Genomic DNA, 25,779 nt, shown 5'->3' with positions numbered 1-25,779 from the left:
GGTCCAAAGGTGTTCTTCGGGCCAGGTCGGGCGACGGTCCAAAGGTGTCGTCGGGCCTGGACGGGCGGCGTGGCGACGCTCGCGGAAACGTCGAGGGCGACGGCGGCGAGCGCGAGGTGGACGCGCAGGCTCGACATCAGCGGACGACGGTATACGAATGGCGGTACTCGGGCTTCATGTCGAAGGCGCCGGAGAAGCTCTTGACGAGCGCCTTGGCGCGGCTCTTGACGCATTCGGGCTGGCGCAGCGGCGGCACGTCGCCGGCGGCCGAGACGCCTTCGATGTCGCCGGTGATCGGGTGAATTTCAAAAGTTACCGTGTATTGCGCCTCCTTCAGCGGCGAGAAGGGGGTGATCAGACAGGCCTCCTTGATCACCAGCGCGGCGCGACGTGCCATCGTCGCCATCGTCGGCCGGCGAGCGACCGGGGCCTCGCCGCCTTCGGCTCTCGTCGGCTTCGCGGACTTGCCGGAGGACGATGCCTGCGCGGCGGGACGCTCGGGCCGGGCCCGTTCCTCGGTGCCCCCGGCCTCGGGCGGTGCGGACGGCTCCGGTGGCGCGAGGAGCAGGTGGTCGAACGGCGAGCCCAAATCGCGGCTCGCCGACGCGAGCGCGGGCGGGGGCGGAGGCCGGGGCGCGGGTGCCGACGGGGGCGGGAGCAGGGGCTCGGGCTCGTCGTCGAGCATGTCCGGATCGAGGTGCACGACCGGGTGCGGTCGCTGGAAGCGGTCGAGCACGTCGGGCTGCAGGGTGACTGTGGCCAGGGTGCTGGTGGCGCAGGTCGCGACCAGCGAACCGACGGTGAGGTACGCGAGGAAGAACCGGCTGCGCCAGCGCAGCGGCAGCGCGTCGACGGGCGGAGCCGCGGGAGCCGGCAGCAGCGTCCGCGTCGGGGCGGTCGCGGGCGTGAGGTGCGTCGGCACGGTCTCCGGTGCGGCGGCCGGAGAGGGCATCGGCGCGGCAATGGCAACAGCTGGCCCTCGAGACAGGTGAGGGGTCGGCCTGCGCTCGGCCCGGATACCCGGCGATTCGCCGGACTGCTTGAGCGGCCCGGACGACGACACCAGCGGCTCGTAGGCGACGGCCGGCTGGCTGAGGCGGACCGCGCGGAGGGCGTCGCGCAGGTCGATGGCCGTCTGGAATCGGCGTGCTGGATCTTTGGCGAGCGCGCGCAGCAGGACCGCCTCGAGCGCGGGTGGGAACTCGACCCCCGGCGCGCGCCGGGCCAGCGGCGGCGGCGGCTGCTCGACGTGCAGCAGCATCGTCTCCCACGCCGACTCGCCGCGGAACGGGACGGCGCCGGTGACGAGCTCGTAGAGCACCACGCCGAGCGCGTAGAGGTCGACCCGGGAGTCGCAGTGCTTGGTGCCCTTGGCCTGCTCCGGGGCCATGTAGGCCGGCGAGCCGATGAAGTCGCCCGTGGTCGAGAGGTTGCCGATCAGGCCGTCCCACTCGTGCAGCACCTTGGCGATGCCCAGGTCGAGCAGCTTGACGTTCTCGGCGCCGCGGCGAAACTCGACGAAGATGTTCTCGGGCTTGATGTCGCGGTGGATGATGGTGCGCTCGTGGGCCAGCTCGAGCGCGCAGCAGACCTGCTCGCAGATGTCGCACGCGCGCTGCCAGTGCAGCCGCTCGTGCATGCCGAGGACGCTGCGCAAGGTGTGCCCGCGCAGCAGCTCCATCACGTAATAGAAGATCGTGCCCTCTTCACCGTAATCGGTGATCTTGATGACGTGCTCGTCGTCGATGGAGGCCGCAATCGCAGCCTCGTTGCGGAACCGGGCGATGTCGCGCAGGTTCTGCACCTTGGCCCGGTCGAGCACCTTGATGGCGACCTGCTTGTGGATCCGCGTGTCTAGCGAGCGATACACCACCGCGAAACCGCCGGCGCCGATCTTCTCCTCGAGCACGTAACGGTCGCCCAAACGGGCGCCGACGAGGTTCGTGACGAGCTTGGCAGTGCCGGACATGGCCTCATCGACGATCTAGCATCGTTGTCGGTAGGGGGATATGGCGGGCAACTTGTGCTTTCTCGCCAACTGCAGTTGGGGGGCGGGCGGAGACACTCGGTTCCCGCTCCGCGGCGGGCACGCGACGGCGCGAGCCCGCGAGTGCAGCCACGGCGATCGACAGGCGATGCGCCGTCCATCATGTGAAAGGCTTTGCTTCTATGTCAGTCGGTCACCCGATGTCTGCCTAGGGCTCGAGCTTGCGGAAGCAAAACAGACGATTGGTTGCAATGCACTGCACCTGAGTGAAAGGGTCCGGGCCCGAATCATTGGTCCAGGTAGATGTTGAACTGTTGCTGTTTCCGATGGTGGCAATCGTCATATTGCTCATCGTCCAACCAGTGCAGTCACTGCCGGATGCCTGGCCAGTAAAACTGGTCCCGGTCCAGGCGTAGCCTTCGACGGGGCTGCCGTCCTCGGCGAGGTTGATGGGGTTCATCAGCGTCGTGGCGCCGCCTTTGTGGAGATCGGACGCGGTCGTGACGATGGGTAGGCCGTCCAGGCGGAACAGGGGCTCGCCCGCGGGGAGATCGGCGGAAGCGTCGGCGCCTTCGATGCTGATCCACGCGACGTAGGTGCCGGGGAGGTTGGCGGCGGTGGCGGCGGATTGGCAGTTCTGGTCGGCGCCGGCGACTCCGCCGAGGTTGGCGGAGAAGACCTCCTTGGTGGCGAACATCAGGTACTCGTGCTCGCAGGTGGGGGTGCAGCCGTCGCCGAGGGCGTCGTTCATGTCGTCGCACTCCTCGCTGGTGCTGACGGTGCCGTCGCCGCAGGCGGGGCGGCAGTCGGTGGTGCAGTCGGTGGGCTGGGCGGTCTCCTTGGGGAGGTTGGCGGGGCCGTCGTCGCAGAGCTCGGTGCCGGTGAGGATGCCGTCGCCGCAGACAGGAGCCTTGCAATCGCTGGTGCAGTCGTCAGTGTCGACGTCGTTGCCGTCGTCGCACTCCTCGACGCCCTCGTGCTCGAATCCGTCGCCGCAGTAGGGCTTCTTGCAGGCAGCGGTGCAGTCGTTGGTGTCGAGCTGGTCGCCGTCGTCGCACTCCTCGACGCCGGCCTGGACGAAGTCGTCGCCGCAGAAGGCATCGATGCAGTTGATGAGGCAGGCGTCGGTGTTGTCGTCGTTGCCGTCGTCGCACTCCTCGCCGCCCTCGACCTCTCCGTTGCCGCACATGGCCGGAACACCGGTGGTCTCGGTCGAGGTGGTGACGGTCGAATCCGTGGTGTCGATGTCGCCCGTGGTCGTCGTGGTGCCGGTGCTGGTGTCCGTCGTGGTGCCGGCGTCGCTCGCGGCCTCCTTGGCCTGGGGGACGCAGACGAAGGGCTTCGAGAGGAGGACGAGGGCGAACAGGGTGCGGGTCAGCATGGGACGTCCTGAGAGGCGGTGGACGAAGGGCCGGGCGCGCGGAACCGGAGGCCTCGGCGGCGGGGTCTTCGAGGCGACGAGCGGCTCGACCGGAATTGAGGGCGTTCGGGCGCGATTCGCATGAGAGCGGTGCGGGGAACGGCAGCGTTCCGGAATTGAGGGCGTTCGGGCGCGATTCGCATGAGAGCGGTGCGGGGAACGGCAGCGTTCCGGAATTGAGGGCGTTCGAGCGCGATTCGCATGAGAGCGGTGCGGGGAACGGCGGCGCTAGAAGCGGCCGGTGACCAGGAGGCCGGTGCCGGTGGGGACGAGGGTGGTCTTGCGCGGGGCGGGTTTGCGGACGAGGCCGAGGACGCTGGCGAGGCCGAGGCCGGCGCCGAAGCCGAGGAGGGCGGCGCTGAGGCCGATGTGGTGATTCTTGCCGGCGTAGGCGTCGGTGACGCTGGCGTCGAGGGCGGCGAAGCGGTCGGCGTGGGCCCATTGCGTGGCCTGCAGGCCGAGGCCGGCGCGGCCGACGAGGAGGCCGCCGGCGATGGCGAGCGCGGCCCCGATGCCGGCACCTGCGGCCCACAGGTGCCGCGGGTTCTTCATGCGCGGGGCGAAGTGCATGCCGACGGCCCCGAGGCCGAGGCCGACGCCGCTGCCGAGGAGGCCGGCGCCGGCGCCGTAGAGGGTCCACGACCTGAAGAGGTTGCTGCTGGCGGTGTGCCAATTGATGGCGTCGTCGCCGGCGTATTGACCGTAGCGATCGAGGGTGGTCGACCACCCCGAGCCGCCGACGCCGAGCAAGACTGCGCCGACGACGACGCTCGTGCCGGCACCTGCGCCCAGGCCGACGACCCATGCGCTCGGCGGCGGTCGCCGAGCGGGCGGGACTGGTGTTGTGGCGGCCTCGGGCCGGAGGACGAGGTCGAGGGTGAGCGGCTGCGCGTCGACGGTGAAGGTGCGGTCGAGCGGGGCGTACCCTGCGGCGCGGAGGCTGAGACGGTACGTGCCGGGGGCGAGCATCCAGGCGCCGGTGGGGCGCGTGACGGACTCGTGGGTCGGCTGGCCGCCGTCGCGGGTGAGGGTGAGCTCGACGGGGCCGGCGAGGTCGGCCGGGCCGAGGGTGAAGGCGACCGGGGTCTCCGGCGGGGCGCTGGCCGCGAGGGTGAGCGCGACCTGGGCCTGATTGCCGGCGACAGCCAGCTCCTGCCGCGCGGGCTCGTGGCCGTCGGCCCGGGCGGCGACGATCCACGGACCTTGCTCGAGGAACATGTCGTATGAGCCAGGTGCATCGGCGACCGCGAGGAGGACCAGGAGGTCGCCGGCGAGGACGAGGGGGGCGCGACCGACGTCGTTGGCGCCGCTCGACGGGCCGCGCTCGACGGTGAGCTGGAGGCCGCGGGCGGACAGGTCGGCGGGCTGGAGATCGATCCGCACGGCGGCGGTGCGCCGCTGCAGGGCCGCGAGCCGATCCTCGGCGCGCTCGAGCTCGGCGGACTGCAGCCCGGGCAGCGCGAGGTAGCGGCGCAGCAGCAGATAGGCGTGACCCTCGTGGCCGGCGAGCTCGCGCGCCATGGCGGCGTTGAACAGGTGCTTCGGGGCGGGCGAGGCGGCGAACAATTGCTCGAAGGCGACGGCGGCCTCGGGATACTTGCGGGCCCCGAACAGTTGCTTGGCCTCGGCGTCCTCCTCGGCGACCGAGGCGGCCGCAGGCGCGCTCGCGGCCGGCGCTCCGGCTTGCATCGCGCTCGCCGGCAGCGAGGCGAGGAGGACGCTGACGCCGAGGAGCGCGCTGAGGAATTGCGAGGAGCGCATGACGGTGCTCACTGTAACTCATCCATGCATACGTGACCAAGCTTGTCCCGGGCGCCGGCTTGCGTCGCGCACAGCTGGCCGGGCTTGCAGCCGCAATCTGCCGGGCACGACAGGCAGTCCTCGCCGGCGCCGAGCGGCTCGCACTTGCCGTCGCCGCAGTGGGCGATCGCTTGCGGGCCGGCCGGCGCGGCGACAGGTCGACAGGCGGCAGTGTCGAGCTCGCGCCGCAATTCGCCGATGAGCCGCTCGAATTCCTGCATGTCGGTGATCTCCTGCGCGGACAGGAATCGCAGCTGGTGGCGACAGTCGAGCACGAGGGTGATCGGGATCGGTGCGTTCGTCGGGAGGAGGCCGAGCTCGGCGAGGGTGCTCTGGACCGCGCCCCCGGGCACGAAGTCGAGGAGGTGATGCGCCGCGATCGGCATGATGTCGGCGAGCGGGCCCGGCTCGCCCTCGCCGAGCTGGATCGGCATGAAGCGCACGTCGGACCCCCAACCCGCCTGCAAGGCGCGGAAGGCCGGGAACTCGCGCTTGCACGGCTCGCAGTACGGGGCCCACACGTTGAGCACGGTGACGGCCCGCTCGGGCCCCAGCGCGCTGCGCAGGTGGGCGAAGGCAGGGGCGCCGTCGTGACGCGTGAACTGAAACCGTTGCGCGAGCAATTTGTTGAGCTCGCGCGCCGGCTTGATCACGACCGGGTTCGCGCTCGCCGGCGCGACGGGATGGGGCTCGGGCTGTTGTTCGACGACCTCGGACGGCTGCTCGGGGACGGGGGGAGGCGGCTCGGGCGCGTCGGACAACGGGGCGCGGGTCTCGGGTGGCGACGTCTCGGGCGCGTCGAACGGTGGATCTTGCAACGCCCACAGGCCGAGGCCGAGAAACAGCGCGAGCAGGGCTCCGCCGCCGAAGGCGACGACGCGCGGCGAAATCTTTGTGAAAGCGAGATGTCCCGAAGCGCCTGTCGGATCGGTCATGAGGCCCCCTGCGGCGCGAGGATGCGCCTGCGTACGTGGACGCGGAGCGGACTGGTCGTGGGGGGAGGCGCCCAGGAGGCTGTCCGAACGGTCAGGCTGGATCCGGAGCGGATTCGGGTGTCTGTTCGGGCATGTCCTCGAGAGCATGTTCTTGCCGTCGCAAGGCTCCGGAGCGCCCGCGGATCGCGGCGAGGCGATCGCCAGGGGCGGGGAGGGATCGCGCGCTGCGAGCGGACTCGGGTGTCCGTCCGGGCGTGTCCTCGACGCATTCGGACGCGACGGCGAACATGGGCATAGAACAGCCGATCGCTCCGCGACGGGCTTGCGACCGTGAGTGCGTGCCGGGAGCGGGCTCGGGTGTCCGCTCGGGGATGTCCTTGGGAGCATGTTCTCAGGGTCATGGTGCTCCGGGGTGTCTGCCAGCCGCGGCGACGCATTCGGGCGGGATGGCGAACACTGCGACCGAGCGGTTGATCAGGTCCTCGACGGCCTTGCGGTCGGTCTTGCCGGGCGGGACGTTGTTGCGGGCGCTCTCGAGGACGCGCGACAGCTGGCGCCGGGAGTCGGCGTTCCACGAGACGACCGGCAGCTGGTTGAGGAGGAAGAACTCGAGGGTCAGCGGCCGCTCGGCGCCGAGAGCGAACTCGATCAGCTTCTTCGACAGCTCGCCCCGCTCGACGGGGGTGCGCGTGAGGGCGTCGAGGACGGCGTTGCGGGCGAAGCGGACCCGGGCCTGGGCGTAGGCGAAGCTGGTGGCGGTGTTGCCCTTGCTGGCGCGGCCGACGATGACGACGTGCTGGGCGGCGAGCAAGGACCTGGCCTTGTCGGCGATGGCGGCGCTGTAGAACCTCCGCGTGGCCTCGTCGGGCCAGTTCTGCTGCGCCTCGGACTCGAGGCCGGCGACGACCGGCTGGCCGTTGGGGAACAGGAACACGAGGCCGTTCGGGAACTCCTGCAGGAGGGCGTCGAACTTCTCGTGCGAGAGCAGGAAGTCCTTGACGTTGGTGGTCGGACAGCTCGACAGCTCCTGGCCGCCGGCGTTGGCGACACACTGGACCTGATAGGCCAGCATCTCCTCGACGAACTCGGCGGCCCGCGGCGAACAGGTGCGCGGCGGCGGCGGCCGGCTGCGGCAGACCTGCTCGTCGCCGCAGGTCATGGGGTAGATGCAGGTGCAGGCGCCGCACGGGGCACCCTCGGGGCAGTCGATCGCCCGCGGGTCGGGGACGCAGACGCTGTCCTCGCACACCTCGCCCTCGGCGCACTGGTCGGCGAGGTCGTCGCGGCAGCCCCGGGTCGGCCCGCCGGGCGCCTGGACGCGCGGGGCGAGGAAGTTGGCGCCGATGTAGAGGCTGAGGGCGATGAAGGCGCTCATGGCGAAGAAGAGGCCGTAGACCAGCGCGGTGGCGGTGCGGTCGGCCTCGGTCACGCGGACCGGCGGGGTGCTGTCAGTCATCGCTGCGGCTCCTGACTCGGGCCTCCGCGACCGCGTTGTCGACGAACTCGAGCGACTTGCCGCCGCCGCGGAAGGCGACCGGACGGCCGTGCGGGCGGCCGTCGGCGAAGGGGACGAGCAAGGTGGAGGGCGGGGCGTCCAGGCCGGCCTGCACGCCGAAGGCGATGTGCCGACGCACGCGCTGGAGCGGGGCGGCGGTGTCCATGCACGCGAGCAGGCCGGGGACCTCGGCCTCGAGCCCGGCGAGGCGGCCGAGGGCGAAGAACGGCTCGGGGCCGTCCTGGAGGGCGAACAGGCGCTCGGCGTGGCGCAGCGGATCTTCGGGGTCGGGGGCGAGGGTGTGCATGCACTCGAGGGCGATCGCGGCGTTGCACGACTGGTTGCGCTGGAGCGCGGGGCTGTCGAGCGAGCCGCAGGCGGGGTCGGCGGAGAAGTGGAAGAACTCGACCCGCAGGCCAGGACGCGGCCGCGACTTGCGATCGCGGGGCCGCGCGGGCTGGGGATCGAGGCCGCGCTGGTAGTCGCGCCAGAAGCCGAGCTCCTTGCGACAGTGGGCGCAGGCGAGGTCGATGAAGACGGCGGCGACGACCTCGGTGTCGCCGGCGGCGGGCAAGGCGAGGCGGGTCGGCGGGAGGGCGCGGATCTGCTCTTCGGAGCAGGTGAGGCTGGTGAACTGGGCCCGGTCGCGGGCGGCGGCGGCGGCGGCTTCGTTGTAGATCCGCCGCTGGACCAGGACGAGCGAGAGGAAGGCGGCGACGGTGACCGTGATGATCGTGAGGCCGACCAGCTCGATGCGTCGCCAGCCGCGGAGGAGGGTGGGCACGAGGCCCTCGGGCGCGAGCAACCAGGCGGCGAGGAAGACGCCGAGGTTGGCGAGGTAGAGCAGGGTGCACAGCTCGCACCAGCTGCCGAGGCCGAACGAGAGGTAGAGGCCGAGCACGAGCGAGACGCCGAGGCCGCCGAGGCCGAGTAATAATAATGGCAGTCGCGCGGGGGCGACGAAGGTGGTCGGCCACAGACCGACGAATGCGGCGAGCAGCACGAGGACCGCGTAATAGGCGGTGGCGTAGGCCGAGAGCGGGACGCCGAAGACGAGCGACCAGGGGTCGGAGAGGGCGATGCCGCAGCCGGTGCTGCAAGCGTTGGCCATGAAGCCGTCGCAGCGGTGCTCGGTGCGCAGCTTGAGGGCGGTCAGGAAGATGCCGAAGACCAGGGCCGGGGCGCTGAAGAGCAAGAGGGCGATCGCGCCGAGGCTCTCGCGGGCGAGGGGGCGGGCCGTTCGTTGCAGTTCCGAAGCCATGAAGCGCCAGCGCCCGTTGGGGCGGCGCCGTCCGAGCAAGGAGCGGGCCAGGGCCGGAATGCCGAGGAGGCGAGAGGTTGCAAGCGCGCGAGGGAGGGGGCACCAACTGCGGTTGGGTGGGGGAGCCAAGCGTGGTTGGTGGGTTCGGGGCGGAGGTTTTCTCGGGGGGATGGGTGAGATCGCGGGGCTCAGGTGGGCGATGGCGACAGTGGAGGAGGAACGGAGGCCATGGTCGACCTCGAACTTGCGAGGTCGCGATGGTGCGGGGCGAGGATGCGCGGCGGGATGGAGTGGAGGGGCTCGTGGTCTGAGGCGGATGAGGGACCGGGGCGAGGAGGATGCGCGGCGGGATGGAGTGGAGGGGCTCGTGGTTTGTGGCGGATGAGGGAGGGGACCGGGACGAGGAGTGATGCGCGGCGGGATGAAGTCGAGGGCGCTCGTGGTTGAGGACGGCGAGGACGGACCGGGCGAGGAGTGATTCGGGGTGGGATGGAGTCGAGGGCGCTCGTGGTTGAGGGCGAGGAATGACGGGGGGCGAGCGGGTTCCGCGGGAAGGACGCCGGGAGGCGGGGGCGGGCAAGGCGTTGACAGGCGGCGCGGGTCCTGCGATGGCAAGGCGCGTGGCGGTCGTGCGTGCCCTCGCCGAGTTGCCGGCCGCGTGGGCCCTGGCGCGAGCGCTGGCGCTGACGGCCGGCGCGGCGGCGCTGCGGCGGGGATTGCCGGTGTACGTGGGGCTGCTGGCGGCGGGCGGGCTGCTGTTCGGCGGCAACGGGCTGACGACGGCGACCGTGGTGGAGGGGGCCGAGGCGTCGCCGCTGGCGCGGACGCTGCTGTGGGGCGCGTGGCTGATCGCGTTGACGCCGACGATGGCGGCGCTGTGGCAGGACAGGTCGAGCTGGTGGTTGCGCTCGTTGCCGGCGCCGCGCTCGTGGCATTGGACGATCCTGGTGGGGCTGTCGCTGGCGGCCGAGTCGCTGTGGGCGCTGATGTGGGGGCTCGGCGGCGGGCCGCTGGCGGGCGCAGGGGCGCTCGGCGGGGCGCTGGCGGGGCACGGGGTGCTGCTGGCGCGGCCCGAGGCGATTCGGGGGTGGTGGATCGTGGTGGCGGCAGTGACTGCCCTGCTGGTGCTGGCGCCGCCGCTGATGCTGGCCGTGGCGACCTGGCCGATCGCCCTGCTGACGTTGCGCGCGGCCTGGCTGGCCGCGCCGACGCGATCGGAAGGGGGGCGCGCGCTGGCGAAGAGGGTGTTGCCGGCGCCGTGGATGCTGGCTCTGGCGCTGATGATCGGCGTGGCCCGCGGACAGGCGGCTGTGCTGGCTCGCGGGGCGCTGGTGATGGCCCTCGCGACTGCGGCGGCGTGGCTGGCGTCGCGCACCAATCAGGTGGAAGATCCCTCAGGGCTGCAGATCTATCTGTGCGGATTCATGGTGCCGGCGGGATTGATCGCAGGCTCGGCGGCGAGCGGGCCGCTGCTGCGAATCGAGCAAGCCGCGCTGTGGCTGCTGCGAATGGCGGGGGCGTCGGTGCGGATCCGCCGGGGAGCGATGGCGCTGGCGCTGGCGGGGCTGGGCGCCGGGCTCGGGGCGGCATGCGGGGCCGCGCTGGCGCTGGCGACGGAGATGGCGGGGACGCCGCGATTGATGCTGGCGGGCGGGCTGGCGGGCGCGAGCCTGCTGGTATTCGCGGGGCTGTCGGCGCGCTGGGCCGAGCAGTTCGGCAGCCGCAGCGCGGGCCGCCAGGTGCTGGCGGTGCTGCTGGCGGCGACGCTGGCGCTGGCAGGTCTGGCGTGGTTGCCGACGACCGCGGTGCTGGGATGGGGGCTGGCGGTATCGCTGGTGTGGCTTATCGGACATGTGCGATCGGGCAGGCAGGAGCGATCGCCGGCGACTGGAGGTGAGGCAGTGGTGCTCGAGATGAGCGGGGTGCGCAAGCGGCTGGGGACGCGGATCGTGCTCGAGGCGGTCGATCTGCGCTGCGCGGCGGGCGAGGTGGCGCTGCTCCTCGGCGAGAACGGAGCGGGCAAGTCGACGCTGCTGCGGATCGCGGCGGGGCTGGTCGAGCCGGATCGCGGATCGGTGACCGTCGCCGGCGCGGGGCTGAGCGAGGGCGCGGCCGGCAGGCGGGCGCTGAGCTACGCGCCCGACACTGCCGACGCGTTCCCCGACCTGGGGGTGCGCGAGCTGCTGGCGCTGGTGGCGGCGATCAAGCGGGCGCCTCCGCCGAGCCCGGAGCTGTGCGCGCGCCTGGGCCTGGCGCCGGTGATGGATCAGCGGATGCGCACCTTGTCTTTCGGACAGGTGAAGCGGACGTACCTGGCGGCGGCGAGCATCGGCGCGCCGAAGCTGTGGATCCTCGACGAGCCGAGCAACGGGCTCGACCCCGAGGGCGGAGCGCTGGTGGCGACGCTGTTGCGCGAGCACGCGGCTGGCGGCGGGGCGGCGCTGGTGGCGACGAACGACGCCCGCTTCGTGGCGCTGTGCCCGGGCCGGACGGTACGACTGGTGAACGGGCGCCTGCGCGAGGAGGCGCGCGCGGAGGAGTGAGGCCGGGGGCTTTCGTCCTTCTCTTATTCCATAGAGGGCGAGGAGGAGCGACGGAGAGAGCGGCTGTGCGGACGTGCGCGCGAGGAGGTCGACGTCTGCTGGCCGGGGTGGGAGGGGCGAGAATCAACGACGCGGGGCAGGGCCACATGACCCAAAGCGCAGGTGCTGTCGAGGCCGTGGCGGCTCGTGCGAGGAGGCCGAGGTCTGCTGGCCGGGTCCAGGGCGGAGAGAATGACCGGCGCGGGCTGTGGAGAGCATGACCCGAAGAACAGGTTTTTTCGGCGCGGTGGCAGCTCGCACGAGGAGGCCGAGAGGAGTGAGGAGGTCGACGTCTGCTGGCCGGGTCTCCATGGGTGAAGGCGGAGAGCATCAACGTCGCGGGGGTCCAACGAGCAGGTTCGATCGATGTCGCGGCGGCCCGTGCGAGGAGGCCCGGAAATCACTCGATGAAGGCGGGCGGGCGGTACCAGGCGAGCGCGTTGTCCCACAGGGCGCGACGGGCGAGCTCCGGGCCGAGCGCGTCTTGTAATAAAAGAATGTCGGCGGGGGTGAAGGGGCGGGGGGCGCGGGTCGAGGGGAGGTCGGTGCCGAACATCAGGGCGCCGGGGTCGACTGCGGCGATCCGGCGCAGGACGTCGGCGACGTCGAAGTCGACCCGGCCGAAGCCGGTGGCCTTGACGCGGACGCCTCGCTCGACCAGCGCGAGCAAGGTCGGCAGGCCGGCGGCGGACAGGCCGAGGTGGTCGATGCTGACCCGCGGCAATGCACGCAGGCGCGCGGCGAGGTCGGGCAGGTCGGCGGAATCGACGTAGAGCTCGACGTGCCAGCCGGCGAGGTCGTGGACGCGGCGCGCCAGCGGCTCGAGGTCGGCGAGGTCGGCGGAGCCGCCGCGCCGGAGGTTGAAGCGCACGGCCCGGACGCCGCGCGCGGTCAGGCGCAGGACCTCGGCGTCGGCGACGTCGGCGGGCAGCTGGGTGACGCCGACGTAAGTCGGGCCGAGGCGCGCGAGGGCGTCCTCGAGGTACGTCTGGTCGAAGACCTGGAACGAGCCCGAGACGACGGCGCCGCCGCGAATGTCGAGAGCTGTCGCATGGGACATGTACTCCGGGACATCGAAGGGCGCCGGCAGCCAGCCGTGGTTGGGGACGAGCGGGAAGCGGGGATCGATGACGTGGAGGTGGGCGTCGAAGATCATGAGAGGGTCGCCCGGTGGCGCCGGCACTCGTCCCGTAGCACGGCCAGGGCGAGGTCGTGCGGGGTCTCGCCGAGCAGCCCGGCGAGCACCTGCTCGGCCTCGGCCATGCGCCGCTCGTCCATGGCCCGCACGGCCGTGACGACGGCGGCTCGCGTGGCCCGCTTGCTGTCCCGCTGCGCGGGCGGGTCGGCGGCGAAGAGCTCGAAGATCGCCGGCGGGCGCTGCTTGCCGCCGAGCCGGCCGGTGCCGAGGGGGCGGCTGTCGGCGGCGAGGTCGGGCGGGAGTCGGGCGTGCGCTGCCCCGGTGAGCAGGAGGTCGACGTCGAAGCGCCGCGTGAGCCGCTCGATCGCGGCGGCGAGGTCGACCGTGTCGGCGACGACCGTGCCCTGCATGCGGTCGTCGGCGCCGACGAGGCCGAGAGTGACGGGGCCGAGGTGGGCGCCGATGCCGACGCGGACGCCGAGGTCGCGCGCGCGCGCGAGGACGGCCAGGGCGGCGCGCACTGCTGCGACCGGCGGGTCGGGGAACACCGCCACGAGGCCGGCGCCGAGGTAGCGGGCGACGAGGCCGCCGTGGTCGTGGATCGGCGGGACGAGGGCGGCGAACAGGCCGTTGAGCGCGGCGACGGTGGCCGGGGCGGGGCGGTCGTCGAGGTCGCGCAGGTCGACGCAGAGGACGGTCATCTCGCGCTCGACCTGGTCGCCGAGGACGGCGTCGGCGACGTCGTCGCGGCCGAGCAGGTTCAAGAGGCGCGCGGGGACGAAGCGGGCGCAGGCGTTGCTCAGGGCGCGCTCGCGGCGGTGCAGCTCGGCGAGCGCGAGGAGGTCGCGGTACGAGCGGAGGGCGCCGAGGACCGTGGTGGCGAGCCGCCGCGCGGTCAGCTCGGTCTTGTCGCGGTAGTCGTGGATGTCGTAGTCGGACATGACCTTGTGTTCAGGTGCGTGCCCGGGCTGACCGGTGCGCAGGACGATGCGGACGTGCCGATCGCCGAGGTCGTCGCGGATCCACCGCGCCAGCTCGAGGCCGGCGTGCTCCGACTCCATGACGACGTCGAGCATGACCACGCCGATGTCGCGCTCGGCCGCGAGGGTGTCGCGCGCCGCGGCGGCGCTGTGCAGCGAGCACAGGGCGACCGGCCGGCCGTCGACGGCGAGGCCGGCGAGCGCGAGCCGGGTGACGTCATGGACCTCCTGGTCGTCGTCGACGACGAGGATCTTCCACGGCGGACCCTGCGGGGGCGAAGCGGCGGGTTCGTCGTCGGCGGAGAAGCGGACCAGGTCGTCGTCGTGCTGGGCGGTCATGGGTCTCCGGGGCGCGCGGGGAAGCGGACGATGACGGTGGTGCCGCGCTCGGGCGCGGCGCGGGCGGCGATGGTGCCGCGCAGCAGGTCGGTGACGAGGTTGTGGACGATGTAGAGGCCGAGGCCGCTGCCGTGGTCGCGCGCGGTGGTGAAGAAGGGCTCGTAGATGCGCGGCAAGACGGCGGGGGTCATGCCGATGCCGTCGTCGCGGCAGCCGAGCTCGATCAGGTCGCCGGCGACCTGGTCGACCCACACCACGATGCGGCCGGGCCGGCCCGCAGGGAAGGCGTGGGTCAGGGCGTTGTGCACGAGGCTGGTGACGATCTGCCCGAGCGCGGCCGGGAAGCCCGAGACGACCGGGTCGGCGCGGACGTCGACGCAGACCCGGTGCGGGGTGCAGGCGGTCAGCGGGCTCAGGCTGGCGACGACGGCGCCGACGAATGTCCCTACGGACATGTCCTGTCGGACCTGTTCCGAACTGTCGACGGCGATCTGCTTGACGCCGGCGACGAGGGTGGCGGCGCGGCGCAGGTTGGCGAGCGCCATCTCGGCGGCGGTGAGCGCCTGCTGCAGGTGGTGCCGCATGTCGCGCTGGCGCAGGATGCCGGCCTCGAACGAGGCCTGGAGCTCGCGCAGCTGGTCCTGGGCGAGGCTGGCGGCGGTGACCGCGACGCCGAGCGGGTTGCCGATCTCGTGGGCGATGCCGTCGACGAGGCCGCCGAGCGCGGCCAGCTTCTCCTTGCGCAGGAGCTCCTCGCGCGCGGCGTCGAGGGCGGCCCGCAGGCGCTCGGCCCGGCGCCGCTCGGTGATGTCGCGCAGCGACAGCCACACGCCGGCGAACCGCTGGCGCGGCAGGGCCAGCGGGCGGGCGGCGAACTCGAGCCAGCGGCCGCGGTGCTGCAGCTCCCGGCCGAGCCCCGGGCGGCCGGCGAGGCGGTCGCGCAAGGGGGCGAGCGAGTCGTCGATCAGGAGGTCGACCAGGGCCGCGCCGCGCACTGCCTCCTCGCTCAGGGCGATGTTGCGGGTCGAGCGGAGGTCGAGCAGGCGAAAGAAGGCGGGGTTGTACTCGAGCAGCTTGCCGTCGCCGCCGAGCACCGCGACGCCCTCCGCCGATTGATGCACGACCTCGCGCCACAGCTCGCGGCTCTGGGCCAGCTCGTGGACGAGGTTGCCGGCGCCGCCGAGGTCCTCGATGAAGGCGAGCCAGCCGACCTCGGTGCGCGAGAGCAGGAGGCGGGCGAGGACGTCGCGGCCGCCGAGGCGGAGGTCGATGTGGAGGTCGATGTGGTCGGCGTTACTGTGGCTGATGAGCTCGTCGAAGCGGAGGATCCCGCGGCGGTCGCGGACGCTGAAGAGGGCGTCGAGCGGGCGCCCGAGGACCTCGTCGGCGCGCTCGCCCGCGATCGCGGCGAAGCCGGCGTCGAAGCTGCGGACGACGAGCCGCGGGTCGAGCTCGAGCCGCCCGAGGTGCGGGATGACCGGCGCGGGGGCGACCCGCGGCGAGAAGCGAGGGGTGTCGGGTGGGGTCATGCTCCGGCGTCGGCGGGGAAGCGGACCGTGAAGCGAGCGCCGCGTCCGGGCTCGGACTCGGCGCGGATCGTTCCGCACAGCAGGTCGGTGACGAGGTTGTGGACGATGTGGAGCCCGAGCCCGCTGCCGCCGCTGCCGCGCGCGGTGGTGAAGAAGGGCTCGAAGATCCGCCGCAGCAGCTCGGGCCGGATGCCGACGCCGTCGTCGGCGCAGCCGAGCTCGACCTGCCCGTCGTCGGCCCGATCGATCCACAAGCGGACCGTCCCGACATTCGTCGGCGGGAATGCGTGCACGAGGGCGTTGTGCAGCAGGTTGGTGACGATCTGCGCGAGCGCCCCGGGGTAGGTGGTGGCGACTACGTCGGCCCGCACGTCGACGTCGACCCGGTGCGGACCGCGGCGGTACAGCGGCGCCAGGCTGGCCAGGAGCTCGTGCAGGTGGGCGCCGAGCGCGAGGGTGCGGCGCGACTCGCTGCTCTGGTCGACTGCCAGCTGCTTGAAGCCGGTGACGAGGCCTGCCGCCCGCTGCAGGTTGCCGAGGGCCATGCCGGCGGCCTCGCGGGCGCGCCCGAGGCCGTCGCGGAGGTCCCGCTGGCGCAGGGCGCCGGCCTCGAAGGCGTCGCTCAGCTCCTGCAAGCAATCCTGCGCGAGCGAGACGGCGGTGATGGCGACGCCGAGCGGGGTGTTGATCTCGTGGGCGACGCCGGCGACGAGGCCGCCGAGCGCGGCCAGCTTCTCGCGTCGGACCAGCTCGCGCTGGGCGTCGTCGACGACGTCGTGGAGCTTGCGCGCGTAGGTGTCGGCGGTCAGCGAGGCGGCCTCGAAGCAGGCGGCGTCGACGCGGCGGAGGATGTCGAAGGCGAGGTGGTCCGGGACGCTGTGGCGGGCGAGGATCGGCTCCAACGCGCGGTGGAACGAGAAGAAGCCGCGCAGGAGCGTGGAGATCCGGAACCGCAGCGAGGAGCGCAGGGTGGTGACCCGCTCGATGAAGGCGTCGCGCGGCCGCGGGTCGCCGGCCAGCAGCAGCGCGGCGTAGGCCCGCACGCTCTCGGCCACCAGCGCCCGCGTCTCGCTCACCGGCCGCTCCGCCAGATCGACCGCCGCCGTCTCGCGCACCCACGCGGTGCCGGCCTCGATGATGGCCTCGTCGTGGACCGTGAGCAGCCGGCGCAGCGTCATCATCGACTCGTCCATGCCGATCGCGGGCGAGGATAGGCCCCCGCTCCGGGGCGGACAAGTGGTCGCGCCGGCCTGAATCGCGTCATCGTCAATGGGCGATCGCGAGGAACGGTGATTTCGAACCTTGGACGTCATGGACAGAGATTGGCTGGGGCCTGCGAGCGACGGTGCGGGGGGCGATCGCGGACGCGGCAAATGTGCTGAGGACAAACTCTGTCGATTGCGGCCTCCGCGGTCGGAGACGCATGATTCACCGCGACGCGGCAATGGGCTGTGTAACCAGGGGTGTGACTTGACAATGGTCGAAGGGACAGGTCGAGCCGCGTCGCCGCAATGCGTGCGCGAGCGACCGGCCTCAGCCGCGTGGCGGGGGCTCGCGGGCGCACGCGGAGGCGGCGCGACATCCGGCCTGACCGCGGGCAAGAGTCTGCCGGCGGGGGCGCGGCGATCTCCCGGGTGCGGGCCGCGCCGGCGGGCGGCCGGCGGACGGCGGGGGCGCGGCGCAGGTGACGGCGCGGTCACGACCCGCGGAGCCGCCCCGAGGTCGCCCGGCCGGGCGCGTGCTCGCGGCGAAAGGGGGCCCGGCGGTCGCGTTCGGGGGTGAATCCAGGCGTGAGCGGACGCGCGATGGCGCCGCGGGCCCGAATTCTCTTATGCTGCCGGCCATGAGCCTGGCCGAGCAGGACCGCACCGTATTGCCGCGACGGTGCCCGACGTGCGGGGAGCACTTTCCGCTCGATTACAAGGTCTGCCCGCGCCACGCGGTCCCGCTGGTGGGGGTCGATTCGCAGACCGACGACCCGTACATCGGCTCGGTGTTGGCCGAGACCTACAGCATCGAGGCGGTGATCGGCGACGGCGGGATGGGGCGGGTCTACGAGGCCAAGCACGCCCGGCTGCCCGGCCGCACTGTGGCGGTGAAGATCCTCCACCGCGTGCTGGCGAGCGACGCCGAGGTGGTGTCCCGCTTCCGCCGCGAGGCCGAGATCGCGGGGACCATCGAGCACCCCAACGTGGTGCAGATCCACGACGTCGATCAGACGATCGACGGGACCCCCTTCATCGTGTGCGAGCGGCTGGTCGGCGAGGACCTCGGGCAGCACCTCGACCGCGTCGGCCGGATCGGCGTGCGCGAGACGGTCCACATCCTCCGCCAGGCCGCGGCGGTGCTGACCGTGGCCCACTCGCGCGGGGTCATCCACCGCGACCTCAAGCCGACCAACCTGTTCCTCGTCGGCGACCCGGCGAACCCGACGGTCAAGCTGATCGACTTCGGCATCGCCAAGCTACATGACCCAAAGGCCAGCCAGACCCAGACCGGCATGATCATGGGCACGCCGGCCTACATGGCGCCGGAGCAGGCCCGCGGGTCGAAGGTCGACGGGCGCGCCGACCTCTACGCCCTGGGGGCGATCGCCTACCGCTGCGTGACCGGGCGGGCGCCGTTCGACAACGACGACGCGGCGGCGGCGCTGCACGCGGTGCTGACGTCGGAGCCGCCGCGGCCGCGCGCGGTCTTCCGTGAGCTGCCGGAGGCGTTCGAGCTGGTGCTGCAGCGGGCGATGGCGCGCGAGCCGTCGCAGCGCTACGCCAACCTCGAGGAGCTCGACGCGGCGCTGGCCGCCTTCGTCGCGCCGACCGAGGCGATCGCGGTGCGGGCCTCGACGTCGCTGGCGGCCCGCACGGCCACCGACCTCGACGAGCTGTCGGCGGTGGCCCGGCGCGCGCGGCCGGAGATCGCGGCGTACTCGGGGATCGGCGCGGCGATCCTGATCGGCGGCCTGGCCGACGTCCTGGCGCTGATCTTCTCGGCCTCGTCGCTGGCCGGCGGCCTCGCGGTGGCGGCGGCGTTCGGCGTGGTGGCCACGCCGGGCTACCTCTACGTCCGCTACCTGCAGCGCCAGGTGTGGAGCAACAGCCCGCGCGCGGTCCAGTGGGCGCGCTCGCTGGCGGCGATGGTGAGCGCGGCCGGGATGGTCTACACGGCCTCGTTCCTGTGCCTGCGCCTGCTCGACCTGTCCCTGGGGTCAGGTGACGGTCCGGGCGGCTGGGGGCGGATCCCGCCGTGGGTGCTGGCGCTGGGCGCGGCGGGGGCGGTGTGGCACCTGCGCCAGCAGGCCCGCTCGCCGCGCGAAGAGGCGGCCCTGTCGATCTCGGTGTTCTGAGGCCCGCTGGGACGCGACGCCGGCTGCGCCGCGAGCCCTGCGGGATCTCCGCCGATCGGGCCGCCGGCCACGAAAATTGACGCGAAGCACACTTTGCGGCGGCGCCGCGGACGCCCCTTCGACGCCTCGCGCAGCGGTGCTCAGACTCCAGAACCCATGACGGAGGCGCGCTTGACCGACTTCGTGGACCCGCAGGCCCGGACGTTCTACGTCCGCACGATGACCGCGCTGACGGCGGCGCAGGTGCCCTTCATGGTCGGCGGGGCCTATGCCTTCGCCCGCTACACGGGCATCGAGCGCCACACCAAGGACCTCGACATCTTCGTGCTGCCCGAGGACGCGGAGCGCACGCTCGAGGTGCTGGAGGCCGAGGGCTACAACTGCGACCTGACGTTCCCGCACTGGCTCGGCAAGGCCCACTGCGGCGAGGACTTCGTCGACGTCATCTTCAGCTCCGGCAACGCGGTCGCCCGCGTCGACAGGGGGTGGTTCGACCACGCCCGCCGCGACGTGGTGCTCGAGCAGGACGTGCTGCTGGTGCCGCCCGAGGAGATGGTGTGGAGCAAGGCGTTCATCATGGAGCGCGAGCGCTTCGACGGCGCCGACGTGGCCCACGTCCTGCGCGCCTGCGCCGACGTGCTCGACTGGCCGCGCCTGGTCGATCGCTTCGGCGACCACTTCCGCGTGCTGCTGTCGCACCTGATCCTGTTCGGCTTCATCTACCCCGGCGAGCAGGGCAAGATCCCCAGGCGGGTGATGGCCCACCTGCTCGGCCGCCTGCGCCACGACAATGATGTTCAAAAGAGCATGTGCAAAGGGACATTGCTCTCGAGACAGCAATACCTCACCGACATCGACCGCTGGGAGCTGGCCGATGCGCGGCTCGAAGAGCACTGGATGTCCCGCGAAGACATCGCCCACTGGACGGCCGCGATCGACAAGCACGGCAGGTGACGGATGACCGACGGAGCGACGGGTACGACCATCCGAATCGCAGCGGTGAGCGATCTCCACTGCACCAAGCACTCGCACGGGACGCTGGCGCCGCTGCTGCAGCAGGCCGCCCAGGCCGCCGACGTGCTGGTGATGTGCGGCGACCTGACCGACTACGGGCTGCCCGAGGAGGCCCACGTGCTGGCGCGCGAGCTCCACGGGCTGCGGGCGTCGATCGTGGCGGTGCTCGGCAACCACGACTACGAGTCCGGCCACGAGACGGAGGTGAAGGAGATCTTGACCGCCGCGGGAGTGACGGTGCTCGACGGGGAGTCGATCGAGGTCCGCGGGGTCGGGATCGCCGGGATCAAGGGCTTCTGCGGCGGCTTCGGCCGCTACTCGCTCGGCCCCTGGGGCGAGGCCGGGACCAAGGCGTTCGTCCGCGAGACCCTCGACGAGGCGCTCAAGCTCGAGTCGGCGCTGGCCCGCCTGCGCACGTCGCAGCGGCTGGCGTTGCTGCACTACTCGCCGATCCGCGCGACCGTGGAGGGCGAGCCGCTCGAGATCTTCCCGTTCCTCGGCTCGAGCCGGCTCGAGGAGCCGCTGATGCGCTACCCGGTGTCGGCGGTGATCCACGGCCACGCGCACAAGGGCTGTCCCGAAGGACATATGAGCAACGGGGTGCCGGTCTACAACGTGGCCCTGCCGCTGATGCGCCGGCTGCACCCGGAAGGGCCGCACTTCCGGCTGATCGAGCTGCCGGCCGACGCGGCGTGAGCCGTGCCGCTGGGCGAGCGGCAGGCCGGATGAGCGCAATGGGGTGACATGCCTCTCGCAGCGGGTCGACTCGCGGATCGCAGTCGCGCGCGGGTGCGCGAGGCGTGACGGCGAGGAGGCGTCAGCGGGCTGCGGCGGCGTTGAGGGCGAGGAGGCGGTCGAACAGCTCGGCGGCGACGGGCTCGCCCGCCAGCGGCTGCGGCCATGGGGGCAGTCGCAGGTCGCTCCACGGGTAGGCGCCCAGCACCGCGCGGTCGAGGTCGTCGTGGGCGGCCCGCAGCGCGTCGAGGTGCGGCTCGCGGCGCGGGCCCTGGAGGTCGTTGTAGAGGCTCGTGAGGGTGCGGGGGGCGCTCGCGAGGGCGGCTGCACGCGCGCCGAGCAGCCGCAGGGCCAGCGAGGCGAGCGCGGGGGTGTCGAGGCGGGGGCCGGGCGAGGGGAACGGGAAGGTGTGGAAGCAATCGGCGATCGAGTAGCGCAGGTCGGTCTTCATCGACGAGGCGAGGCGGCGGGCCCAGACCTCGTGCACCCGCGATTGCAGCACGGCGAACAGGCTGAGCGGGGCAGGGCTGGCGTAGACGTACGTGGTATGGCTATAGACATAGTCGGTGGTCGCGAGGTCGAAGACGAGGTGTTTGCCGACCTGCGAATTGACGACACACCGATCGAGGCCGCGGAGCGCCGAATAGAGGCCGGGCGCGGGCTCGCCGAAGCGCCACCAGTGCCGGCGGCGAAACTCGCGGGGGTTGCGGTCGCGCTCCGGCTTGACGCGCTCGCGCACGAGGGCCAAAAGCTCCGGGTACGCCTCGGCCTCGGCGAGGCTGCAGGCGCCGAAGTTGATGACGAAGCGCCGCGGACCGCCTCCGCGATTGATGTCGTCACCCCCGAGGTACGGGAAGATCCGCGAGGCGTTGCGCGGGTCGCGAGTCACCAGGGCGGAACGCTCCCCGGCGGTGAGGAGAAAGCCCTGGCCGTAGACCTTGCTGCCGGCGAAGCCGATCCGGCTGTTCGCCGCCAGCGGGCGCGGATCGGGCAGCTCGTGGCCGGTATGGAGGCGCGAGGAGAGGGCGGGGACGAGCCGGGTCACGTGGGTGCGCGGGGGCCAGTCGAGTGTCTCGTCCGGGGGGATCGAGGGGGAGGGTTCTCGGGAGCGGTGTGGCGAGAGAGCGGGGAGGTCGGAGGAGCTCGAGAGATTAGATGTCCCGCGGGACAGGTCGTGAGTGGCGGCTGGGTCGGAGAGATTTGAGGTGTTGCGAGAGACGGCGAGGGGGTTGGATGGGCCTGAGAGACGAGATGGCTCTCGGGACAGGTCGAGAGAGTCGGAGGGGTCCGAGAGAGGAGATGGCTCGCGGGACAGGTTGGGCGAGGCTGAGGGGTCCGAGAGAGGAGCGGCGGGGGGGTCGGAGAGATCCGAGAGAGGAGATGGCTCTCGGGACATATCGAGAGAGTCGGCGGGGTCCGAGAGAGGAGATGGCTCTCGGGACAGGTGAAGAGAGTCGGAGGGGTCCGAGAGAGGAGATGGTCCTCGGGACAGGTTGGGCTCTGCGGCGGGCAGGTCGGCCGTGGGTCCGGAGGCGGGAGCAGGCTCGCGCAGCTGGTATGGCCGGGCTGCGGCTGCCGCGTCGCCGCGGGCGAGGTGCACGAGCGCCACGGTGACGACGGCGGCCTCCGGCCAGGGCAGGTCGCGGGTGACGTCGTAGAGGACGTGGCCGCGGGCGAGCAGGGGCTGCAGGCCGGTGGTCCTCGTGTCGCCCTGGCCGATGGTGTTGGTGGCGATGAAGCCGATCGTGCCGCTGGCGGCGAGGAGGCCGTCGACGCGGCGGAGGAAGTGGGCGCACAGGTCGGCGTTGCCGTGGGAGCCGGCGTGGAGGGCGAGCAGCCAGGCGAGGTAGGGTTCGCCGAAGGCGCCGGAGATCTGGCTGCCGCCGAGGAACGGGGGGTTGCCGACGAAGGCCGAAAAGAGGTGCGGGAAGGCGAGCGGCCAGTGCAGCGGCGGGGCGAGCGGGGCGGGGACCGGGAAGGTGGGTAGATCCTCGCTGCGCGCGAGCGCGGCCTCGACGGCGAGGAGCCGGCGGCGGCGCTCGCGTTCGCGGTCCCGATCTGTCCGCTGGGACAGGAAGGCGCCGACGACGAGGTCGCCGAGCCGGGCCGCGAGGCCAGGGGCGCGGGCGACTGCAGCGGCGATCGCAGGCCGGGGCGGACCAGGCTTCCAGTGGAAGGCGCGCAGGCGGTCGAGGTCGAGACCGACGAGAGCGTCGCCGTGGCGGAGACTTTTGTCGAGGAACTCCGGCGGCGGGTCACCTGTCCCGAAGAGCAGCCAGAGCGAGCGTCGGGCGAGGGCGACGGCGAAGGGGTCGGCGTCGACGCCGAAGACGCAATGCTCGACGACGAGCCGGCGGGCGCGGCGGTGCCGATCGGGCAAGACGAGGCCAGCGCGGGCCCAGGCGTCGACGAGGTGGGCGGCGAGCCGGCGGACGACGGCGAGGAGGAACACGCCGCAGCCCATGGCAGGGTCGCAGAGCTTCAGCCGGAGCAGGTCGTCGGGAGTCGGCGCGGGGCCCAGCGCGGCGAGCAAGGGCCGCAGGGTGGCGCGGACGACCGCGTCCGCGAGGAGGCGCGGGGTGTAGTAGGCGCCGGCCCGGCGGCGATCGGGACATGGCTGAAAGACCAGGTCACCCGGGCGGCCGGGAGGGTCGCCGCGCGCGCGCGCGAGGACGCTGCGCGCGACGGCCTCGTCGGTGACGTCGGCGAGCTCGCGGGTGCACCGCCGCGCTGCTTCGCGGGAGAAGCCGAGGCTGCGCAGGTGGTGCGCCCGCGAGGCCGCAGGGACGGCGAGGAGCTCGGGCAAGGCGATCCAGGTGGTGCGGCCGTGGAGGTCGCGCAGCGGGAAGGCTCCCGGGTCGATGCGGGCGATCCGGCGGCCCACGAGGGCGGCGTAGACCTCGCCGAGCGCCTCGATGGGGAGCAGCTCCGGGGCCGCAGGCGGGAGATCGGAGGTGTGAGAGGACAGGTCCCGAGGGACAGGTGGCGCGACGCGGGGGGCGGGGGCCGGGGGCTCGAGACGAGCGGGCGGGTCGGGGCCCGAGGAGGCGAATGGTGGAGATGGCCGAAGGGACAGGTCGCGAGGGACGGGCGTCAACGCGGGAGGGTCCGGACCTGGGGCTGCAAGAGGCGGAGATGGCCGAAAGGACGGGTCGCGCGGAGCGGGCGGGTCACGCGCCGAATCGGGCGGGTCGGGGCCCGAGGGCCCGAGGAGCGAGGATGTCCGAGGGGACGGGTCATGCGCGGCGGGCGGAGCGTGCGCCGGCGGGTCGGGTTCCGAAGGGGCGAGAGATGGCTGAAGAGACAGGTCGTGCGGCGCGGGCGGGTCGGGGCCCGAGGGCGCGAGGAGCGAGGATGTCCGAGGGGACAGGTCGAATGGGACGTGCGCGGGCGCGGGCGGGTCGGGGCCGGAGGGCGCGAGGGGCGGAGATGGCAGAAGGGACAGGTCGTGCGGAGCGGGCGCCGGCTCAGGAGGGTCCGGGCCGGAGGCGGTGAGGTGCGAGGATGGCCGAAGGGACAGGTCGCGTGAGGCGCCGGGCGGTCGCTCGACGGGCGCCGAGGTCGGCTCCGCGGCCGACGGAAAGGACAGGTCGGAAGGGACAGCTTCGGAGAAGTGCTCGGCCGGGAGAGACAGCAGGGCGCGGGCGAGGAGCTCGGCGTGGGCGGCGGCGCCGTCCTGCTCGGCGGCGCGGACCAGCTCGGGGCTCGGCGCGAGGAGGACCGCGTCGAGGGCGGCGGCGATCTGCTCGACCAGGGCGCGCGGCGGCGACATGAGGATCAGCGCGCGGCGGCCCGCTCCTCTTCGCGGAGGCGACGCTCGAGCACGAAGGCGCCGAAGGGGACGACGCTGGCGATGAAGGCGCCGGCGATCTTCGACAGCGGCCAGCGGGCTGCCGTCGACGCCGACAGCAGGGCGAGGATGAAGAGCACGAACAGGAGGCCGTGAGCCCAGCCGACGTAACGCACGGCTTCGGGGATGCCGGCGGCGTACTTGAGCGGCATGGCGATCCCGAGCAGCACGAGGAACGAGACGCCTTCGAGGAGGCTGACCAGGCGGAACCGACCGATCTCGGTGTTGAGCATCGAGCGTGAAGCTAGCGCGTCCGGACCAGCATGACCACCGCGCGGCGGGCTGCGACGATCCGCCGCGGGCTCACCTGGAGCGGGTTATTTGCGATCTCGCCGTCGCATGAGACGAAAGTCGTGCGGATGCCGGTGCTCGGGAACTACCTCGGCTCGTCGGTGCCGCTCGTCGGGGCTCACGCCGCGTGAGCTCGAAGTCGTGGTGGCGCGTGGGGCCGCGAGATGCGGTCTCGGTGGGCAGGTGCGGTGGAGGGTCCCCTCGGTGACTTCCGGGGCCGGGTCGTCGACGGCGTGGGCGTCGCGGCCGGCGAAGCGCGACGGATCGCCTGGCCCGGCGCGCTGGTCCTCGAGGTCGAGAGGTCGCCGAGGAGTCGCGTGCGGCAGAGGGTGAGGATGCACTCCTGCGCGTCAAGAGCGGCTCGGGTGGTCGGCGCGCCGGTGGTGGAGGTCGTGCCCGGCCCGGTGCCGGTGGTGGTGTCGTGCCTGGCGACGAGTGGCTCGATGATCGCGGTGGTGGTCGCGTCGGTTGCGATCGCGGTCGTCGACGAAGGCGGTGGTGACCTCGGTCGTGTCGATGTGCTGCAACGCAGGCGAGGGCCGGAGAGGCCGTCGCGTGGCCAAGGATGAGCGCGCGAAGTCGCGTGCGAACGGCGGTAGCAGGGCGATGCGGCCGGTCTGGCGAGGCGACAGAGCTCGGCAGGTGCGCTAGGCTCGGGTATGACCGAAGAGCTACAGATCGAGGACATCGTCGTCGGCACCGGCGCGACCGCCGAGGCGGGCAAGCAGGTCAGCGTGCACTACACCGGCTGGCTGGTCGAGGGCGGCACGAAGTTCGACAGCTCGCTCGATCGCGGGCGCCCGTTCAACTTCCAGCTCGGGGCCGGCGATGTCATCAAGGGCTGGGACCAGGGCGTGGTCGGCATGAAGGTCGGCGGCAAGCGTCGCCTGACGATCCCGCAGCACCTCGGCTACGGCCGCCGCGGCTTCTCCGACGTCATCCCCCCGCGGGCGGCGCTGCTGTTCGAGGTCGAGCTGCTGGCGGTGAAGTGAACGGCCGGTGCGCGCACGAGCTCGAGGCAGCGACCCGCGGAACTGCAGCGATCGCGCGGCCGGTTGCGAAGAGCCGCGCGGTCGGGGG

At 72.5% G+C, this 25,779-nt stretch carries 19 protein-coding genes; 7 read left to right on the top strand and 12 right to left on the bottom strand.

Translation table 11 applies throughout. The annotated features are described in order from the left end of the window. Positions 1-136 precede the first annotated feature (136 nt). The 6 genes from O0S08_RS46245 to O0S08_RS46220 form a co-directional block, all read right to left on the bottom strand. The gene (locus O0S08_RS46245; protein WP_269035929.1) at positions 137-1,969 is read right to left on the bottom strand and encodes a serine/threonine-protein kinase; all 1,833 of its coding nucleotides are present in this window, start codon (positions 1,967-1,969) and stop codon (positions 137-139) included. A 226-nt stretch (positions 1,970-2,195) separates the two neighbouring features. Further along, on the bottom strand, positions 2,196-3,368 hold the full coding sequence (locus O0S08_RS46240; protein WP_269035928.1) for a DUF4215 domain-containing protein: 1,173 nt from the start codon (positions 3,366-3,368) through the stop codon (positions 2,196-2,198). A 267-nt stretch (positions 3,369-3,635) separates the two neighbouring features. After that, the gene (locus tag O0S08_RS46235) at positions 3,636-5,168 is read right to left on the bottom strand and encodes a carboxypeptidase-like regulatory domain-containing protein (RefSeq protein WP_269035927.1); all 1,533 of its coding nucleotides are present in this window, start codon (positions 5,166-5,168) and stop codon (positions 3,636-3,638) included. An 8-nt stretch (positions 5,169-5,176) separates the two neighbouring features. Further along, positions 5,177-6,142, bottom strand: a complete 966-nt coding sequence (locus tag O0S08_RS46230; protein WP_269035926.1) for a TlpA family protein disulfide reductase — start codon at positions 6,140-6,142, stop codon at positions 5,177-5,179. A gap of 397 nt (positions 6,143-6,539) precedes the next feature. Then, positions 6,540-7,598: a hypothetical protein gene (locus O0S08_RS46225; protein ID WP_269035925.1), complete on the bottom strand. Its 1,059-nt coding sequence runs from the start codon at positions 7,596-7,598 to the stop codon at positions 6,540-6,542. Continuing rightward, the gene (locus O0S08_RS46220; RefSeq protein ID WP_269035924.1) at positions 7,591-8,898 is read right to left on the bottom strand and encodes a vitamin K epoxide reductase family protein; all 1,308 of its coding nucleotides are present in this window, start codon (positions 8,896-8,898) and stop codon (positions 7,591-7,593) included. Before O0S08_RS46220 ends, O0S08_RS46225 begins: the two co-directional genes overlap by 8 nt. Before the next feature lie 629 nt (positions 8,899-9,527). Between O0S08_RS46220 and O0S08_RS46215 the strand changes: the two genes are divergently transcribed. After that, positions 9,528-11,441, top strand: coding sequence for an ABC transporter ATP-binding protein (locus O0S08_RS46215; RefSeq protein WP_269035923.1), 1,914 nt, complete (start codon positions 9,528-9,530; stop codon positions 11,439-11,441). 439 nt (positions 11,442-11,880) lie between these two features. Here O0S08_RS46215 and O0S08_RS46210 read toward each other — a convergent pair whose 3' ends face one another. The 4 genes from O0S08_RS46210 to O0S08_RS46195 are packed head-to-tail and all read right to left on the bottom strand — an operon-like array spanning position 11,881 to position 16,659. Beyond that, entirely contained in the window at positions 11,881-12,636 is a 756-nt protein-coding gene (locus O0S08_RS46210; protein ID WP_269035922.1) for an amidohydrolase family protein, read from the bottom strand. Then, positions 12,633-13,937, bottom strand: a complete 1,305-nt coding sequence (locus tag O0S08_RS46205) for an adenylate/guanylate cyclase domain-containing protein (RefSeq protein WP_269035921.1) — start codon at positions 13,935-13,937, stop codon at positions 12,633-12,635. The genes O0S08_RS46210 and O0S08_RS46205 overlap by 4 nt, the downstream gene beginning before the upstream one ends. Beyond that, positions 13,934-15,466 (bottom strand): PAS domain-containing sensor histidine kinase, encoded by a 1,533-nt coding sequence (locus O0S08_RS46200; protein ID WP_269035920.1) that lies wholly within the window; start codon positions 15,464-15,466, stop codon positions 13,934-13,936. The genes O0S08_RS46205 and O0S08_RS46200 overlap by 4 nt, the downstream gene beginning before the upstream one ends. Continuing rightward, a complete protein-coding gene (locus O0S08_RS46195) occupies positions 15,463-16,659 on the bottom strand; it encodes a sensor histidine kinase (protein ID WP_269035919.1) in 1,197 nt (398 codons plus the stop codon). Before O0S08_RS46195 ends, O0S08_RS46200 begins: the two co-directional genes overlap by 4 nt. A gap of 650 nt (positions 16,660-17,309) precedes the next feature. Here O0S08_RS46195 and O0S08_RS46190 point away from each other — a divergent pair. The 3 genes from O0S08_RS46190 to O0S08_RS46180 all read left to right on the top strand — a co-directional run bounded on the left by O0S08_RS46190 (position 17,310) and on the right by O0S08_RS46180 (position 20,519). After that, positions 17,310-18,809: a serine/threonine-protein kinase gene (locus tag O0S08_RS46190; protein WP_269035918.1), complete on the top strand. Its 1,500-nt coding sequence runs from the start codon at positions 17,310-17,312 to the stop codon at positions 18,807-18,809. A 156-nt stretch (positions 18,810-18,965) separates the two neighbouring features. Beyond that, positions 18,966-19,763: a nucleotidyltransferase family protein gene (locus tag O0S08_RS46185; protein ID WP_269035917.1), complete on the top strand. Its 798-nt coding sequence runs from the start codon at positions 18,966-18,968 to the stop codon at positions 19,761-19,763. Between the two features lie 3 nt (positions 19,764-19,766). Next, positions 19,767-20,519 (top strand): metallophosphoesterase family protein, encoded by a 753-nt coding sequence (locus O0S08_RS46180; RefSeq protein ID WP_269035916.1) that lies wholly within the window; start codon positions 19,767-19,769, stop codon positions 20,517-20,519. Between the two features lie 121 nt (positions 20,520-20,640). Here the strand turns inward: O0S08_RS46180 and O0S08_RS46175 are convergent, their stop codons facing one another. Further along, a complete protein-coding gene (locus O0S08_RS46175) occupies positions 20,641-23,442 on the bottom strand; it encodes a type IIL restriction-modification enzyme MmeI (RefSeq protein ID WP_269035915.1) in 2,802 nt (933 codons plus the stop codon). Positions 23,443-24,335: 893 nt separating this feature from the next. Further along, positions 24,336-24,641, bottom strand: coding sequence for a DUF3817 domain-containing protein (locus O0S08_RS46170; RefSeq protein WP_269035914.1), 306 nt, complete (start codon positions 24,639-24,641; stop codon positions 24,336-24,338). Positions 24,642-24,671: 30 nt separating this feature from the next. Here O0S08_RS46170 and O0S08_RS46165 point away from each other — a divergent pair, with 30 nt between their 5' ends. From O0S08_RS46165 to O0S08_RS46155, 3 genes are all read left to right on the top strand, one after another. Continuing rightward, complete coding sequence (locus O0S08_RS46165; protein ID WP_269035913.1) at positions 24,672-24,830, top strand: hypothetical protein; 159 nt, start codon at positions 24,672-24,674, stop codon at positions 24,828-24,830. A gap of 234 nt (positions 24,831-25,064) precedes the next feature. Next, on the top strand, positions 25,065-25,268 hold the full coding sequence (locus O0S08_RS46160) for a hypothetical protein (RefSeq protein WP_269035912.1): 204 nt from the start codon (positions 25,065-25,067) through the stop codon (positions 25,266-25,268). A gap of 90 nt (positions 25,269-25,358) precedes the next feature. Then, complete coding sequence (locus O0S08_RS46155) at positions 25,359-25,691, top strand: FKBP-type peptidyl-prolyl cis-trans isomerase (RefSeq protein ID WP_269035911.1); 333 nt, start codon at positions 25,359-25,361, stop codon at positions 25,689-25,691. The last annotated feature ends 88 nt before the right edge of the window (positions 25,692-25,779 follow it).

Origin of the sequence: Nannocystis punicea, from assembly GCF_026965555.1 — a bacterium.
Classification (GTDB): Bacteria; Myxococcota_A; Polyangia; order Nannocystales; family Nannocystaceae; genus Nannocystis; species Nannocystis punicea.
Note: the sequence above shows the minus strand (reverse complement) of the source record. Positions and strands in the feature narration are given on the sequence as shown.